Source organism: Rhodococcus sp. NPDC056743 (genome assembly GCF_042790355.1).
Taxonomy (GTDB): Bacteria; Actinomycetota; Actinomycetes; order Mycobacteriales; family Mycobacteriaceae; genus Rhodococcus_F.
The window spans coordinates 254928-271275 of the sequence record NZ_JBHTZI010000005.1 but is presented as its reverse complement, the minus strand read 5'-3'; the positions used below and the strand labels follow the sequence as shown (position 1 = coordinate 271275).

12 protein-coding genes are annotated in these 16348 nt (G+C 62.4%); 1 reads left to right on the top strand and 11 read right to left on the bottom strand.

Annotated elements, in window-relative coordinates:
* Positions 1 to 15: 15 nt before the first annotated feature.
* The 10 genes from ACFRFQ_RS13450 to ACFRFQ_RS13405 form a co-directional block, all read right to left on the bottom strand.
* The gene (locus ACFRFQ_RS13450) at positions 16 to 849 is read right to left on the bottom strand and encodes an NmrA family NAD(P)-binding protein (protein WP_378658073.1); all 834 of its coding nucleotides are present in this window, start codon (positions 847 to 849) and stop codon (positions 16 to 18) included.
* 14 nt (positions 850 to 863) lie between these two features.
* Complete coding sequence (locus tag ACFRFQ_RS13445) at positions 864 to 2807, bottom strand: hydantoinase B/oxoprolinase family protein (protein WP_378658070.1); 1944 nt, start codon at positions 2805 to 2807, stop codon at positions 864 to 866.
* Positions 2807 to 4906 (bottom strand): hydantoinase/oxoprolinase family protein, encoded by a 2100-nt coding sequence (locus ACFRFQ_RS13440; RefSeq protein ID WP_378658067.1) that lies wholly within the window; start codon positions 4904 to 4906, stop codon positions 2807 to 2809. Before ACFRFQ_RS13440 ends, ACFRFQ_RS13445 begins: the two co-directional genes overlap by 1 nt.
* Before the next feature lie 282 nt (positions 4907 to 5188).
* On the bottom strand, positions 5189 to 5857 hold the full coding sequence (locus tag ACFRFQ_RS13435; RefSeq protein ID WP_378658064.1) for a carbon monoxide dehydrogenase subunit G: 669 nt from the start codon (positions 5855 to 5857) through the stop codon (positions 5189 to 5191).
* Positions 5854 to 8358 (bottom strand): aerobic carbon-monoxide dehydrogenase large subunit, encoded by a 2505-nt coding sequence (gene cutA, locus ACFRFQ_RS13430; protein ID WP_378658061.1) that lies wholly within the window; start codon positions 8356 to 8358, stop codon positions 5854 to 5856. The genes ACFRFQ_RS13435 and cutA overlap by 4 nt, the downstream gene beginning before the upstream one ends.
* Positions 8355 to 8999 (bottom strand): (2Fe-2S)-binding protein, encoded by a 645-nt coding sequence (locus ACFRFQ_RS13425; protein WP_378658058.1) that lies wholly within the window; start codon positions 8997 to 8999, stop codon positions 8355 to 8357. The genes cutA and ACFRFQ_RS13425 overlap by 4 nt, the downstream gene beginning before the upstream one ends.
* A gap of 2 nt (positions 9000 to 9001) precedes the next feature.
* Positions 9002 to 9889 carry an FAD binding domain-containing protein gene (locus ACFRFQ_RS13420; protein ID WP_378658055.1) on the bottom strand — a complete coding sequence of 296 codons (888 nt, stop codon included), beginning with the start codon at positions 9887 to 9889 and terminating at the stop codon, positions 9002 to 9004.
* 89 nt (positions 9890 to 9978) lie between these two features.
* Positions 9979 to 11403, bottom strand: coding sequence for a uracil-xanthine permease family protein (locus tag ACFRFQ_RS13415; RefSeq protein ID WP_378658053.1), 1425 nt, complete (start codon positions 11401 to 11403; stop codon positions 9979 to 9981).
* A 145-nt stretch (positions 11404 to 11548) separates the two neighbouring features.
* Entirely contained in the window at positions 11549 to 13192 is a 1644-nt protein-coding gene (locus ACFRFQ_RS13410; protein WP_378658050.1) for a helix-turn-helix domain-containing protein, read from the bottom strand.
* A gap of 114 nt (positions 13193 to 13306) precedes the next feature.
* Entirely contained in the window at positions 13307 to 14449 is a 1143-nt protein-coding gene (locus ACFRFQ_RS13405; protein ID WP_378658047.1) for an XdhC family protein, read from the bottom strand.
* Between the two features lie 188 nt (positions 14450 to 14637).
* Between ACFRFQ_RS13405 and ACFRFQ_RS13400 the strand changes: the two genes are divergently transcribed.
* Positions 14638 to 15825, top strand: a complete 1188-nt coding sequence (locus ACFRFQ_RS13400) for a CaiB/BaiF CoA transferase family protein (protein WP_378658045.1) — start codon at positions 14638 to 14640, stop codon at positions 15823 to 15825.
* Here the strand turns inward: ACFRFQ_RS13400 and ACFRFQ_RS13395 are convergent.
* Positions 15807 to 16340, bottom strand: a complete 534-nt coding sequence (locus tag ACFRFQ_RS13395; protein WP_378658042.1) for an AAA family ATPase — start codon at positions 16338 to 16340, stop codon at positions 15807 to 15809. The genes ACFRFQ_RS13400 and ACFRFQ_RS13395 overlap by 19 nt on opposite strands.
* Positions 16341 to 16348 lie beyond the last annotated feature (8 nt).

The following is a 16348-nucleotide window of genomic DNA, read 5'->3' as shown; positions in this document are numbered from 1 at the left end:
TGAGAGAAGGTGTGCTCACTTCACCAGGCTCTCGATTCCGACCGGCGGACGACCGAGAACCAACTGGACGGCCGCGCTACCGGCAAGAAAATCGTGGTGATTGTAGAAGTCGAACATCGCCGCCAGACGCGAACTGGCGTTGACGTCCAGACTGTTTCCGGCCTCGTCGCGCCACTGCGACAGACTGATCTGGTCGACGGTGACGGTACGTGATGTCTTCTTCTCCACTATCTGCGCCACCTCCATGACACTGAGGGCCTGCGGCCCGCCCACCTCGTACGTTGCACCGTGATGCACCGCAGCACCCTCGACGAGTACTGCCGCGGCAACAGCGGCGACATCACCGAGGCTGACAAAGGAGAACCGTGTATCTGCGCTGTACGGCAACAGAATTCGATCGGATTCTCCGTTGAGTACAGCCTCGAAGTTCTGCGCGTAAGCACACGGCTGCAGCACGGTCCACTTCAGCGGCGACCGGTGCAGTTCGTCCTCGCACTTGGCCTTGTCCAGGTGATGCGGCATGGCGGGGCTGAACGGCCAGGCAACGGAGTGATACACAAAATGCTCCACACCGGCAGACGCCGCTGCCGTCAAAGCGTTTCGGAGCAGGGCAGGCTCGTCGGGATGGACGTTGGGCGCAATGAAATACACCCCCCGGCATCCGACGAGTGCCTTCCTCAGTCCGCCACCGGTTTCGAGTTCCACCTCGAACTCGGAATCGGTTCGTGCCCGTCTCACCAGCCGTCGAACATTCACGCTCGACGACAGCGCGGCCACCACCGCCTCACCGGTCTTGCCCGCGGCTCCGATCACCGCAATGTCGTCGCCGCGAGCAATTCCGTTTGTCATGAGGGTTACCCGTCCTAGATGTAGTCGTAGACCGCGGAAGTGTTGCCGCCGGACAGTTGCGCATAACCCGGCCCCCGGTCGAAGAAGGGCTCATTGTCGCCGCGCTCGGTGCGCAGACGGTCCCGCAGCTGCGCTGTGGCCGTCTCGTCGACAGAGGGTTCGCCGCCCTCGACTACTACAACGACACCGTAGTCGTCGCGGGCACCGTCGACGGATACCTTGCGCCACTGAATGTCTCGCAGCACCTCTTCGGTCGGACGATCCAACGGATCTCCCCAGCCACCACCGCCAGTGGTGCGAATGCGTATCACCTCGCCGGCCTTGATCGGCTCGGCGTCGGTCAGTGCGTCGAACTCACGCTCGTTCGGTCCGCCCGGATTGAGGACCACGGAGAACGGCCGGCCGGCCTTGCCGCCCTTGACGCCCCAGCAGGAGAGGATGGAGCGATCCGCAATGGACATGAAGTGCCCGTCCTTGAGCATACGAATGTGCTTCTCGTAGCCCAAACCACCGCGGTAGCGTCCAGCTCCACCGGAATCCATTGCCAAGCCGAGTCTTTCGACGATGAAGGGGAAGCGGCTCTCGGTGAACTCCGTCGGGAGGTTTCGCGAATCGGGCACGACGTGAATCGTGTCCTCACCGTCGGCGTAGTAGCGTCCGCCCGAACCACCGCCGAGCACCTCACGCATGAGGTACGAGTGGCCCTCGAAGTCCTCGCCGTACACGCCCGTGTATCGGATGGTTTCCTGATCGGCAGGCATGTTTCCGTCGACGGCCTTGGCGACCACACCGGCGAGCACACCGAGCAACCGGAGGATGACAAAGGTACGAGCGTTGGTGGGGGCGGGGAAGATCGGAGTGATCAGTGTTCCCTTCTCCGGGAACTTCATCTCGATCAACGGCACGACGCCCTCGTTGACGTCGAGTTCCGCCATTCGCTCCGGGGAGTCCGCCAGGTTACGCAGAATCGGAGCGAGCCACTTGATGAGGAAGTTGCCGTCGGCGTAATCACCACAGTGGTTGATGGGCCCCTTGGCCTGGGGGCCGGTTCCGTTGAAGTCCAGTATCAGTCGCTCGCCGCCCTCGTCTTCCGGACGGGTCTTCGTGAGGGTGATGCGCTGAACGTGGAGCATCGGTTCGTCGACACCGTCGTGCTCCGCGTAGTCCTCCCACGTGTACTCACCCACCGGAATCTTGCTGAGGATCTCGCGACGGTACGTCTCGGTGGTCGCGTCCATCATCGCGTCGAAGCACGACTCGACGGTATCGACTCCGTAGCGCTCGAACAGTTCGGTGAGTCGACGCGCACCCATCAGGCAGGCCGAGCACTCGGCGTCGAGGTCGGCTGCCAGAGCGTCTGGCATGCGGGAGTTGCGCGTCATGATGCGCAGCGCGGCCTCGTTGGGTACGCCCTGGTCCCACAGCTTGATCGGTGGAACCATCAGGCCCTCTTCGTAGACCGTGGTCGCACCCGAGGGCATGGAACCGGGGCAGCAGCCACCGATGTCGTCGTGATGTCCGAAGGCCTGGACGAACGCAACAACTTTCGGCTCGGCATCGGGCGTGACGCGGGCAAAGACCGGCACGGTGACGCAGAGGTCGGGGAGGTGGCCGATTCCGCCTTCGGAGAGGTAGACGTCGTTGTGGAAGTAGACGTCACCAGGCTTCATGGTCTCGAGCGGGAAGTCTCGCGCGATGGGATGGACGAGAGCGGAATACGAACGGCCCGTGAGCTTGCGGAGGTTCCGGTCGTGAATACCCGCGCGGAAGTCGTGAGCGTCGCGGATCATCGGCGAGCGCGAGGTCCGTGAGATCGAGGTCTCGACCTCCATCTCGACGCTGGCCAGGTAGCCGGCCACGATCTCCACGAGAATCGGGTCAGGTGACGCGCCGTCTACGGCGGTGAGTCGGTACGGCTTTGCCGCGGTCGCTGCTGCAGCATCGAGAATGGCGGTCATCACTTCACTCCGTTCGAGTCGGAAGACTTCGAGATGCGAATATTTCCGAAGGTGTCGATACGTGCCGAGAATCCGGGGTGGACCGGAACCGTGGAACTGAACTCTTCGATCACGGCCGGGCCTTCAATGACGTCACCCGCGCCGAGTCGAGTGCGATCGTAGGTAGTGGTTTCGACCCAAGCGTCGAAATATGCTTGACGCGACCCGGTTCGAGCGTTTTCGGCACCCGTGCCGGCTGCGATTTCCTTGAGCGTCGGGCGCTTGATCGGTCCGATGCCGCTGACGCGCACGTTGACCCATTCCACATGCTGCGACGGGTCACCTCGGAAGTCGTAGCCGTACAGTTCGCGATGCGCCTGATGGAAGGCTTCGGCGGCGGCGTCCATGATCTGCGTCGTGATGGCACCTTCGGCCACCGGGACACGCACCTCGAATGCCTGGCCGAGGTAGCGGAGATCAGCGGTGCGGGTGTACCGGCGCTGCGTCTCGTCGAATCCTTCCTCGGCAAGTGCGACTTCGGCCTCCGCTGCCAGCAAGTCGAACTGCTTCTGCAGATCTTCGGTCTTCAAACGGTCGTGTCGGCTGACGTGAGTCTGGACGTAGTCGTTGCGAACGTCGACCGTCAGGAGGCCGAACGCGGACACGTTGCCCGGATTGAGCGGGACAAGAACGTCTTTCAGCCCCAGAATGTCGACGAGGCGGCACGCGAGGAGCGATCCGGACCCACCGAACGTCACGAGCGTGAAGTCGCGGACGTCGAGCCCACGCTTCACGGTGATCTGGCGCAGGGCGTTTGCCTGGTTCCAGGCGGATACCTCGAGGACGCCGACAGCACACTCCTCGAAACTCAAACGCAGTTGTGCCGCAAGATCGTCGAGACCCTTGCGCGCCAAATCGGTGTCGAGGGGGATCTCACCGCCGAGCAGGTGGGGTGGGATACGTCCGAGCGTCACGTGCGCGTCGGTGATGGTCGGTTCGCTGCCGCCCTTGCCGTAACACAATGGCCCCGGATCAGCACCTGCCGATTGCGGACCTACTCGCAGCGTGTGCTCGGGAGTCATCCAGGCGATAGAACCGCCACCGGCACCGACTGTGACAACGTCGATCATCGGAATCTTCGACGGGTAGTTTCCCACTCGCCCTTCGGTGGTCAGCGCGGGTTCGCCGCGAACCACGACGGTGACGTCGGTGGACGTGCCACCACCGTCACAGGTCAGAACCTGCTCCACGCCGGCAGTGTCGGCGATCAGTGCCGCACCGAGGGCACCGGCGGCCGGACCGGAGAGAACTGTCGTGATCGGCTGGTGAACAACCTCTTTGGCCGAGAGCACGCCGCCATTGGACTTCATGACGTAGAACGGGATGTCACGCGGTTCGCCGTCGTTCGTGGAGAATTCTCGCAACCGATCGGCGATGTTGTTCACGTAGTTGCGGATGTTCGGCTTGACGGCAGCGTCGACAAGAGTCGTGATCGACCGTTCGTACTCCCGGTACTCCCGAAGCACCTGGCTCGAAATACTCACCGTGGCATCGGGGTACACCTCGAGAAGGATGTCACGCAGCCGCTCCTCGTGGGACGGATCTGCGTACGAGTGCATGAGGCACACACCGATGGTGCGGATTCCACGGTCCTTGAAGAACTGGGCGGCGCCGCGAACGTCGTCCTCGTTGAGCGGCCGGATCTCACTGCCGTCGAAGGAAAGTCGACCACCGACAGTGCGAACACGATCGGCGGGAACAATGCGCTCGGGCTTGACCCAGAAGTACGAGTTGCCATAGCCGTCCGGAACGGACTGCCGCGCGATTTCGAGAACGTGCTCGTAACCCTCGGTGGTGATGAAGCCGAGGTTCTCGACCTTACCTTCGAGCAGCTTGTTCGTGGCAACAGTCGTGCCGTGGCTGACGGCACCGATCGAATCGCCGCTTTCGCCGAGCTTGGCAAGTACCTTCTCGATACCCGCAAGGAACCCCTCAGCGGGATCTGCCGGAGTGGACGGCGTTTTCGTGGTGACGATGGCGCCGGTCTCGTCGTCCACTGCCACGATGTCGGTGAACGTTCCGCCGGTGTCGATACCGACCCGAATCTTCCTGGGTTCCACGCTTCCTCCTGAGATCTCTGACTCGTGTCGTCTGGTACCGATGAACGGATGTGGCCCTCGCCGGTGAGCGACTCGTACCTGACGTGTAGAGCTATTCCACAGGTTCTCCCGTGCGGTTTCTTTGGCAGAAGTAGCCGAATCGAACGCCCGCGGTTCGGCGCACGATCACGAGCCGCTACAGCGGAAACTCCAGGCACGACCCACGGACACGAAAAACGCCCCGAACCGGGGCGGTTCGGGGCGTTCCCTCATCACACGCGTATGCGGCGAGCGTCGTGGTTCCTATCGGCGCACACCACCGCGCGCCAGGAAACCGCCTATAGCAACACCTGACAAAGCGATCGCCGCACCGACCACGGCACTGACCAAGACGGTACGGGCATCGGAGCCGGCGGCGACGGGTGTACCGGTCGGGAGAATGCTCGGCGTCGCAACAACTCCTGCAGGTTGCGCCGCTCCCTCAGCAGACACCGTCGCGGTAGCCGGCACGGCCGGCGACACCTTTTCGGGAATGCCATTGGCGATCACACCGTCGATGCTCTTGAAGAACACTCCTGCCATCTTCTTCGCCACACCCGTGATCATGCGCTGACCGACGCCACCGACCATGCCGCCGACCACTGCATCCGCGTCGTACGACAGGAGCGTTCCGCCCTCACTCTCCACCAACGTGACGGTCACATCCGCCTTCACCGTGCCAGGGGCACCAGCGCCCGACGCCGTCATGACAAACGAATTCGGCCGATTCTGTTGCGAAAGAACCACTTCGCCGTCGTAGACACCTTTGATCGACGCGACACCGGCCATGATGGACAGCTTGTAGTGATTGTCCGTCACTTGCTCGAGCGACTGCACACCGGGAATGGTCGCAGCCAGTACACGGCCGTCCTGGAGCTTGTCGTAAACCTCTTCGCGAGGGGCCGTCAACTGCGCGGTGCCGGCGATTCTCATGCATTCTCCTCTGATGACGAACCCGCATGTGCGAGTCGAAGTTCGAACAGTTCCGACGGTGAAATGGGCATGGACGTGATGGGGATTCCCTCGGCGTCCTCGATGGCTGCCGCGATGACGGCCGAGGTGGGAATGACTCCAGCCTCACCCGCGCCCTTCATCCCCAAGGGATTGAGTCCGGAGGGAGTGACGGTGTGGTCCATCTCGAGCGAATCCGGCATCTCGGTGACAAACGGCATCAAGAAGTCCATGTACGACGCGTTGAGCATTTGCCCATGCTCGTCGTAGACAATCCGCTCGTAGAGTGCGCCGCCGATTCCCTGAGCGACGGCGCCCATGACCTGTCCTTCGACGATTCGCGGATTGATCACGTTGCCGCAGTCGTGGATGACGACATAGCGTCTGACCGTGATTTCCGCTGTCACGGGATCGGTTTCGACGATTGCCCCGTGTACACCCGACGCGAAGGTCGAACTGGGCGGTGAGTAATACCCTGTCGCTTCCAGACCGGGCTGTTCACCCTCCGGAATCGGGGGCTTCGACATGTCCATGTCCGGCTTGGCGAACCCGGTGGCCAGCTTCGACTCACGGTCGAACGCGTAACGTAGTGGATTCGACAGCACTGCAACGACGCTCAATGGAATTGAAGTCCCTTCCACGCCGGCTTCGGTGCCGATCTTGCACACGTGGCCGCCCCGCAATTCCAACTCGGAGGGCTCCAGATCGAGAATTCCCGACGCGATCTTCTTGGCCTTCTCCGCCACCATCTGCGCAGCAACATGGAATGCGGAACCCGACATGACGGCACCACGCGAGGCAAAAGTTCCGACGGCATAACCGAATCGGCGGGTATCGCCGGTGACGATCTCTACGTCGGAGACCTTGACGCCCAGGTCGTCGGCAACGATCTGGGCGAACGCCGTCTGATGACCCTGCCCCTGCGTCGTCAAGCCGGTGGCCGCCTTGACCTTTCCGGACGTCTCGACCACGACGTGTGCACCCTCGTACGGTCCGGGACCGGTGCCCTCGACGTACGCACCGATTCCGATGCCCACCGTCCGCCCCTCGGCGCGAGCCTTCTTCTGATACTCGGGAAATCCGTCCCAGTCGATGAGTTTCTTGAGCTTGTCGATACCGGCCTGATAGTCACCGGTGTCGTAGATCAGCGGGCGCCCGTCCTGGAACATCAGGCCGAAGTCGTACGGCATGTCTTCGGGGCGAATGAAGTTCGCTTCCCGGACCGCGATCTTGTCTTTGCCCAGGTACTTGGCGATGGCGTCCATCGACCGCTCCATCGCGAAGACCGCCTGTGGCCGTCCGGCACCACGATAGGGGGTCACCAGGACGGTGTTGGTGTAGAGCGAATATGCGTTGACCCGGAACGACTTCGGCTTGTACGGACCGAGAACCTGTGTAGCCGTATTGATCATGACGATGATGCCGTACGGCAGGTACGCGCCGTTGTCGTGCCAGAACGTGAAGTCGAAGGCCAGCAGGTGCCCCTCGTCGTCGAATCCGATCTCGACTTTCTGGATCTGTCCACGCTCATGGGCACTCGAGATGAAATGCTCACGGCGATCCTCGACCCACTTCACCTCACTCGAGATACCGGCCTGCCCGAGCCGCCTGGCCGCCCACGTGACCATCACTTCCTCGGGCCACGGGTGAACGATCTTGACACCGAATCCACCGCCGACGTCGGGCGCAATGCAGTGAACCTTGTTGAGCGCCATTCCCAACCGCGCGGCAATCGCGGCACGAGCCGACGTGGACGTCTGCGTCGACGTCCAGAACGTGAGCGTGTTCTCGTCGCCGTCCCAGCGTGCGTAGACGCCCTTGCCTTCCATCGGCATGGATGCCGACCGCTCGATTTCGAGGTCCAGCGTCAGCCGGTGTGGGGCAGCCGCCAATTCGGCGTCGGGATCACCGAACCCGTGCTGCAAGTGAGCGGCGATATTGTCAGGAACGTCGGCGTGGACAGCGTTCTCGGCACTGCGCGCGACATCGATTCCCACAACCGGCTTCAGCATCTCGTACGTGACGTCGATCTTCGCGCACGCATCCTCGGCGATGTACCGGTTGTCGGCAACCACCATGGCGATGGCTTCCCCGACGTGGTTGACCTCGTCCTTCGCCAGCGGATAACCGTTGCGCGGAGCGATAATTCCCGGATGCGGGATCAGCAGCGGCAGGTTCTCCGCCATTTCCGGCGTATCGGCGAGCAGATCCTCGTAGAGATAGATGGCATGCACGCCGGGCACTTCCAGAGCTTGATCGATGTCGATCTCGACTATTCGCGCATGGGCGTGCGGCGATCTGACAAACGCCGCGATCAGTGCGTTGTGACCGAGGTCGTCGAGATAGCGGCCCTGGCCGCTGAGCAGCCTCGTGTCTTCTTCTCGCGGAATCGGTTTGCCGAAGAACTTGTCATCGGCGACGGCATGGTCGGCAGGAACCTGTGCCCCGTTGTTCTGCTTCGATGGTTTGACCGGTGCACTCATGCCTTACCCGCCCGTCCCCCCACAGGGTTTGTTGTTCCCCGCACTTTGCGGTCCAATGCTTCCCGCGTTGCTTCGTCGTCGACTCCGAGCGGAAACTGGCCTGCTCGTTCACGTTTGATTTCTGCGGCGCGCAGCACCGATGCCCTGATGTTCTGATACCCGGTGCAGCGGCACAGGTTGCCGGCAATGGCGTCCGTCGCTTCCTCGTGTGTGGGGTCTGGATTCTCTTCGAGGAATGCGGCGATGGTGGTCACGAATCCCGGGGTGCAGAATCCGCATTGCAGACCGTGACAATCCTTGAACGCCTGCTGAACCGGATGCAGAGTCCCGTCCGGTTCGACGAGTCCTTCGACGGTAGTCACCGATCGACCTTCGAGACTGGCGGCGAGTACGAGGCAGGATCGCACCGGCTTGCCGTCGAGCAGTACGGTGCACGCCCCACACACTCCGTGTTCACAGCCGACGTGTGTCCCCGTCTGACGTAGGTGGTGGCGAATGGCGTCCGAGGCCAAGGTCCGGGAGGGAAGGAGAACGGTGTTGGTCACCTCGTTGAGCGTGAACGTCACGGCCACATGGTGTTCACCGGTATCCGCCGCAAGTTCGGACAGTTGATCATCGATAGAGCGTTCCGTCTTGGACATGGTCACCGCTTTCCTGCCGGTAGTGCATCTGTTGCCGCCGCAAAACCCACCCGCGCGGTCAGAGCCGACACCAGTTGCGAGCGATATCGCGCGGTCCCGTGAATGTCGGCCTCGGTGTCGATCTGCTCCCGGGCGATCTCTCCCAGACTGCGCCAGAGCGGATCTCGGGAATCCGTCGCCGACGCGCCCGCCAGCACGTCCGAGTAGTCCACGACCTGGCCGAGTTCACCGGCGGACACATACGTCATGTGCGCGCCCGCCACCACACCGTCGACCACCCGAACTCGAGCGACCACACCGACCATGGCGTAATCGCCGTGGCGTCTGGCGATCTCGTCGACGGCAGTGCCGACACCGTCTTCTGTCCCCGGCACTGACACCGACACCGCGATCTCGTCCGACTCCAACGTCGATTCGAGAGGCCCCGCAAAAAGGTCCTCCGAAGCGATTTCTCGCGTCCCACGCACCGACTGGACCGTCACGTTGCCACCGAGCAACGTCAACACCGCAGGCATCTCGGCCGACGGATCGGCGTGCACGATGGATCCAACGGTTGTCCCACGGTTACGGATAGTGGGGTGCGCGACCAACTGCAATGCCCGTCCGAGCAGCGGTTGGACGCGGCGAGCACCCTCGTCGGCTGCCAGAACCGAGTGCGTGGCCAATGCCTGAAACGTCACTCCGCCGCCTTCGCTGGAGGTCACCGAATCAAGGTTCGGGATCGACCCGATGTCGACGATGTGAGCCGGAGCGGCCAGGCGCATGGACAGCAACGGGATCAGCGATTGCCCGCCCGCGAGGACTTTCCCCTCGTGGGAGACCTCCGAGAGGATGCGGCACGCGTCCTCGACCGAGGACGGTCGGTGATAAGTCAGCGGCGACGGTTTCATTACTCAATCCTGCCTTGATCGGACACTTCACGTTTTGTGGAGATGTGACAACGGTCACGCACAATGCCTGGCACACATTCGACTTGGCATCACGTGAGCTGCGGCGCAGGTTCTTCCCGATCGTCGGAGGAATGGCGGGGCGTCGGCTTGACGACCGGCTGGTTCAGTTCCGGGTTCCTGGATCCGAGGTACTGGCAGAAGTGATACATCACGATCACGACGATGGTGCCGAGCGCGATGCCACTGAGCGAGAAGGTGTCACTGAACTTCAGGGCCGTGTCGCCGATACCGATGATGAGACCGGCTGCGATCGGCATCATGTTCAGCGGATTCCCGAAGTCGACACCGTTCTCCTTCCAGATCTTCGCTCCGAGCAGGCCGATCATGCCGTAGAGAACCACTGTGATGCCGCCGAGAACACCGCCGGGCGTTGCCGAGATGACGGCACCGAACTTGGGGGAGAAACCGAGCAGCATGGCCACGATGCCGGCGCAGGCGTACGCAGCGGTGGAGTACACGCGAGTTGCCGCCATGACACCGATGTTCTCGGCATACGTCGTGGTGGGGGAACCGCCGACGCTGCTGGCGATTGCGGTGGCAAAACCGTCGCCTGCCAGTGCGCGTCCCATGTACGGATCGAGATCGTCACCGGTCATTTCGGCGACAGCCTTGACGTGGCCTGCGTTCTCCGCGATCAGCGCGATGACGCCGGGAAGGACGAGAACGATGAACGTGAGACTGAACGACGGAGCGTGGATACCGACGATGCCGTTGGCCTCGTCCGAGAACGGCGGCAGGCCGAACCACGACGCCGACTGCACGGAATCCCAATTGACCCGGAAGTGCTCAGTGATCTCACCGGTCCCGGCGTCGTACGACGTGATCGTGCCGAATACCTTGTCGAGAATCCACGACAGCACGTAGCCGAAAATCAACGCCAGGAAGATCGCGATGCGTGCCATGAAGCCGCGTAGGGCCACACTCATGACGATCAAGGCAACCATGACGATCATGGCCACCCACTGATCCTGCGGCCAGTACAACCCCGCTACGACGGGCGCCAGGTTGAACCCGATCAGCATCACGACGGCGCCGGTGACCACCGGCGGCAGAACCTTGAAGACGATGCCGCCGCCCAGGAAGTGGATGGCGACACCGATGGCCGCCAGGACCAGGCCGGCCACGAGGATCGCGCCGGTTACTTCGGCCGACGTTCCGCCTTGTGCGCGGATAGCAGCGATACCACCGACAAAGGCCGCCGACGTTCCGAGATAGCTGGGAATGCGTCCCTTGACCACCAGCAGGAAGAAGATCGTACAGAAGCCCGACATCATCACGGCGAGTTGAGGATTGAGCCCCATGATGATCGGGAAGACAAACGTCGCACCGAACATCGACACCACGTGCTGCCCGCCCAGCCCGATCGTCCTTCCCCAGCTGAGTCGCTCACCGGGAGCAACCACTTCGCCGGGAGCGATGTTCTTTCCATCTCCGTGCAACGTCCAAATCGGCATGATGGGACCTTTCGTGCAGAGGAAGGTGTCGCAGCGCTGTGCTCCAGCTCACAAAACACCGTGATTAGGAGTGAAACGTTATTACAGCCGAAGGGTGTGGACGTGATGACAATCTGCCAGATCGACGTGACCGAGATTGGCAATATTAGTGATTGATGCCCCGCATCGCGATTATCTTCAGTGCTAGAGACAAATCCAGCCGAAGTTCTGGTTGTGCCGTGAACGGCCCCAACATTTTCTCCAGCTTAACAACCCTGTAACGCAGTGTGTTGTAATGAAAGTGAAGTTTTCGCGCAGTCTCCGCAATGTTGATGTTCGTTGCCAACAAGACCTCCAAGGTGTTCCGCATGTCTTGCGCCTCTGCGGTTTCCTCGGTCAATTCGCGCAACGTCTCCCGCGCGAATGTCTCCAATTCGTTCTGGTCCTCCACCAGACTCAACAACCGGTAGACACCCAGGTCGTCGAACTGCGTCACCGTCCACGGCCCGGAAATTCGACGTCCGACGGTGAGGGCGGTGCGCGCCTGCGCGTACAGCGTCGGGACCGCCTCGATCGCTGCGGCCGGACGGGAGACTCCGACACTGAACGGCCTTCTCCCACCTCCACCTTCGCCGCGAACAACGGTGGCAAGTTCGCGCACCAAGGCCATAGTGTCGGTACCGACGCCCATCACGATCACCGTCTCACCCGTCAGCGCGGTCACTGCCGCACCGCGATCACGGTGCGCAATTGCGCCGGAGAACGCCATGGCCTGCCGATCCACGACGGGTAGCCGCGCCGGCATCGCAGTCACCGGTTCGTCGACGGGATCCGGCTCGATCGAGACGACCACCAGAGGACGATCGAAGTCCCAGCCGAATGTCTTGGCATGGGAGACAACATGATCGTGGTCGCCGGCTCGACCGAGGAGTAGATCGTGAACGAAATTGGCACGATGGCGTTCCTCCACCGATGCCACCGCTTGCTCACGGGTGATGACCAGTGCGCACACCGATGCCGCTCGCTCGATCAGGTACAGGTCGTAACTGCTGAGCCCACGTTCGCCACTGAACAAAGCCAGGCGCCCGTGATCGATGTGAGTGGCGGAAATCGCCGCGACCGCAATGAACCGACCGTCGAACTCGTGCAATCCGAGTCCACCTTCGACACAATCGGTGCGCAGACGCCCCGTCGAATCCACGGCGGGACTGCTCGACAACCGCTTCCACTCCGCGGACGGCCCGGCATGGCAGATCTCTCGTCCGTCGGACGTCGTGACAAGGGCTGCACCCTTCATCTCCCGCGCAATGACTTCTGCCAATTCGGGGAGCCCACCGCTACTCATCACGACATCCACCAGAAGTCGGCGAAGTCGCTCCGCACCGAACATCGCGTCGATCTGTTCCGACTCGACTGCCACGCGGTTGTTCACCGCGTGGTGTTCGCAGGCACCATGGAAGACGATGACCGGAAAACCGACCGCCTCGGCGGCGTCGATCAACTCCGGCGCCACAGTATCTCCGTCGCCACCGAACTGAACTGCCAGTGCCGCAACACCGCGCGTGGACAACCGTGAGATAAACGACCGGAACGGTTCACTCACTCGGGCAAGCGTTTCCGGAGTCGTGATCAACAACTGCCCGCGATGCAACCACGGTCCGATGTCAGGGACGGCCATGAAGCCGACCTCGGTGACCGTCACGTCGTCGACAGCACCCGCCACACATGCACCCCGCGGAAGGAGAGAAGTTCGAAGAAGTTCGGAGAGAACGACATTGAGCTCGGATGCCGGTACGGCCGCGTCAACCACTGGACAGGCACCTCAATTTCGCTTCTACTCGGGGACAACAGTTCACCAAAGAAACGATCTTATCCCCACCGAATAACAGATGTCCCTTTTTCAGTGCCACCGTCCGCGGTGCGCTCAGACGACCCGCGTAGCGAAGGCCGGATTCTCTTGCGGCGGCGGGTGGATCGGCCCGTGCAGCTCACGCAATTCCAGCCCGGACGCATTGCGCAGCGTTTTTGTCATCTCGGCAAGGATGGACACCGCAGTCTCCTCCGGTGTTCGAGCCCCCAGATCCAGTCCGATCGGTGAGTGCAGCCGCGCCAACTCGTCGTCGGTGACACCACATTCCTTCAACAGAGCTACTCGACGCTCATGCGTCGAACGGCTTCCCATCGCTCCCACATACGCCGCGTCCGAGCGCAGCGCTACTTCGAGCAACGGAATGTCGAACTTCTCGTCATGGGTGAGTACCGCCAGGACGGTACGCCCGTCGATCGGCGCCGTTTCGAGGAACTTGTGCGGCCACATCACCACCACGTCGTGTGCGGCGGGGAAACGCGCCCTGGTCGCGAAAACCGGACGCGCATCGACAACGCTGACGCGATAGCCGGCAAACGCACCCAACGTGCACATAGCTGCGGCAAAGTCGATGGCGCCGAACACGTACATGCGGGGCAGCGGCGCAAAGATCTCGACGAGCACGTCGTGCTCCGACGCCACCAATGTTCCAGCCGGGGCGACAAAAGCCACCGACTCACCGGTTTCCATTGCGCGACGGACCTCGGCCACCTCTGCAGCGGTCGCCCGTAGATCACCGCTGTAACCGGCGGTTGCCTGGAGATCACCGCTGTGACCGTCGCCGACAACCGCGTGACGCGCGGCGGCGCCGGGACGGACCTCGGTCACCACGGCAACCGGAGCATCTGCCTCGATGCGCTCACACACCACGCCGAAATCAGTGAAGTCCCGCGTCACCGCCCTGACGAACACCTCGATGGTTCCGCCGCAGGTCAGACCCACTCCGATAGCGTCATCGTCCGAGACACTGAAGACCTCGACCCGGCTTTTGCCGTCGGCAAGAACCTCCTGGGCGATCTCGTACAGCGCCCCCTCGATGCAACCACCCGAGACACTGCCGACCACCTCACCGGAGGTGGAAACCGCCATCGACGCGCCCGGCATCCGCGGCGACGAGCGCCACGTTCGGACCACGGTCGCGAGTGCAAAATCCTCGCCGCGGGCGTACCACTGCGCCAAGTGGGTGGAAATATCGCGCATCGCCCCGCCTCCCGTTCTCGGTGTACGTCTGTAGAAAGTTCACGGTATAGGGCCGCCGCAATCCTGCCTGTCACACATTGCGCCGAAATCCGGGGCTCCTCGTTGTGCAATGTCGCCGTCGAATCAAACCGGGCTCTCGACCATTCTCGAGTGCCAGGCCAGACTCTCCAGAACCGAGGATCACTTCGATGGATCAATTGCTGCGCGGTATCAAAGTTCTCGACCTCACCCGAGCGCTCGCCGGGCCACTGTGTACCTCACTGCTATCCGATTTCGGTGCCGACGTGGTGAAAGTGGAAACCCGGGGAAGCGGTGACAGTTCACGTCAATGGCCGCCTTTCGACGGTGATCAGAGTTTGTACTTCGCGGCGGTCAACCGCGGCAAGCGATCACTCGCACTAGACATGCGCAGCCCGCGCGGCCGAAATCTACTGCGCAGCTTGGCCGTCGAGGCCGACGTGATCGTGGAGAACTTCCGCCCCGGCGTGCTCACCGACATGGGCCTCGATCCCGATTCCCTCGAAAAGGAAAACCCGGGAATCGTCATCATGAGCATCAGTGGCTTCGGCCCGGTCGGTCCCGACCGGTTCGCACCGGGACTCGATCAGGTCGCCCAGGGCATGTCCGGACTGATGTCGGTGACCGGCGCCGGCGATCAGAGCCCGATGCGCGTGGGAATCCCTGTCATCGACACGGTTTCGGGTATCTACGCGGCGCTGGGAATCACCGCCGCCCTCGCTTCGCGGGGACGCGACGGCCGAGGCCACCGCGTGCAGACGTCTCTACTCGAATCTGCGATCTCGATCATGACGTTCCAGGCCCAGGACTACCTGAGCACCGGACGGGTTGCGACGCCGAACGGCAATACTCATCCCACGATCACGCCGTACGGCGCATTCGACACCGCGGATTTCCCGATCAACATCGCCACCGGTTCGGACAAGCACTGGATCGCACTGTGCGCGGTGCTCGGTGACTCCGATCTTGCATTTCGCACCGAATACGCCACGGGCAAAGACCGTTTGGCACATCGCGACCAGCTGACCAAGGAACTCACGGAACTTCTCACCGCGAAGGGCGCGGCGCAGTGGATCACCGAAATTCGTGGCGCCGGCATTCCGTGCGGTCCCATTCACACCATCGATCAAGTGTTCTCCGATCCCCAGGTTCAGGCCTTGCAGATGGTCGAGCAGACCCAGAGCCCTGACGGTAGCTCCATTCCGATCCTGCGGGGCCCCTTCTGGGTCGACGGCCAAGCCCTCCCCGTCAAGAACGCTCCGCCCATGACTCTCGGCGGCGACACGGAAGCGATACTGGCCGAATTCGGCTTGTGCCCTGCGGAAATCGACGACCTACGTCAGAACGCGGTGATCTGACCACGCACCAAGATGTCATCAGGCAGAGCAGCTTCCACATCGTCGGCGACACTTTCGGGGTCTCGACCTTCGGTGCTCAGAACCAGGTCGACCCCGCTCAGCGACGGCATCGCACCGGCCAGGAGTTGTGACGCTTCCACCAGCTGATCCAACCCTGCCCAGTTGGCCGGTTCACGCTCGATGATTCTGCTGCGCAACGTATCCGGATCGGCTTCGAGCCGTACCAGCAGGCGACCGTCAGCTCCCGTCGCGGTCAGCAGAGCGTGCCCGTAGTCGTCGTCCTCGACGGTCGCAGTGAGGAACAGGAGTTCGTAGCCCGCCTCCCGGTACGACGTGCACAGCATCTCGACGTGCGCGATAGCCCGTTCGGTTCCCAGTGGCGGGTAACACCGCTCCAGTTCGTCGACCTCGATCATCGCGTTCTTCACGCCCGCCTCGCCGAGCCGGTCGTGAAGCGCGGTCGAAACGGAACTCTTTCCCGCGCCGGGCGGGCCTGTCAGCAGCAGTACGAACACGCCCTCCA

What these genes read in the sequence shown, in the direction of transcription:
- ACFRFQ_RS13435 (WP_378658064.1), bottom strand. Translation starts at nt 5,857, where the DNA reads ATGAGAATCGCCGGCACCGCGCAGTTGACGGCCCCTCGCGAAGAGGTT.
- cutA (WP_378658061.1), bottom strand. Translation starts at nt 8,358, where the DNA reads ATGAGTGCACCGGTCAAACCATCGAAGCAGAACAACGGGGCACAGGTT.
- ACFRFQ_RS13420 (WP_378658055.1), bottom strand. Translation starts at nt 9,889, where the DNA reads ATGAAACCGTCGCCGCTGACTTATCACCGACCGTCCTCGGTCGAGGAC.
- ACFRFQ_RS13405 (WP_378658047.1), bottom strand. Translation starts at nt 14,449, where the DNA reads ATGCGCGATATTTCCACCCACTTGGCGCAGTGGTACGCCCGCGGCGAG.
- ACFRFQ_RS13450 (WP_378658073.1), bottom strand. Translation starts at nt 849, where the DNA reads ATGACAAACGGAATTGCTCGCGGCGACGACATTGCGGTGATCGGAGCC.
- ACFRFQ_RS13415 (WP_378658053.1), bottom strand. Translation starts at nt 11,403, where the DNA reads ATGCCGATTTGGACGTTGCACGGAGATGGAAAGAACATCGCTCCCGGC.
- ACFRFQ_RS13445 (WP_378658070.1), bottom strand. Translation starts at nt 2,807, where the DNA reads ATGACCGCCATTCTCGATGCTGCAGCAGCGACCGCGGCAAAGCCGTAC.
- ACFRFQ_RS13425 (WP_378658058.1), bottom strand. Translation starts at nt 8,999, where the DNA reads ATGTCCAAGACGGAACGCTCTATCGATGATCAACTGTCCGAACTTGCG.
- ACFRFQ_RS13400 (WP_378658045.1), top strand. Translation starts at nt 14,638, where the DNA reads ATGGATCAATTGCTGCGCGGTATCAAAGTTCTCGACCTCACCCGAGCG.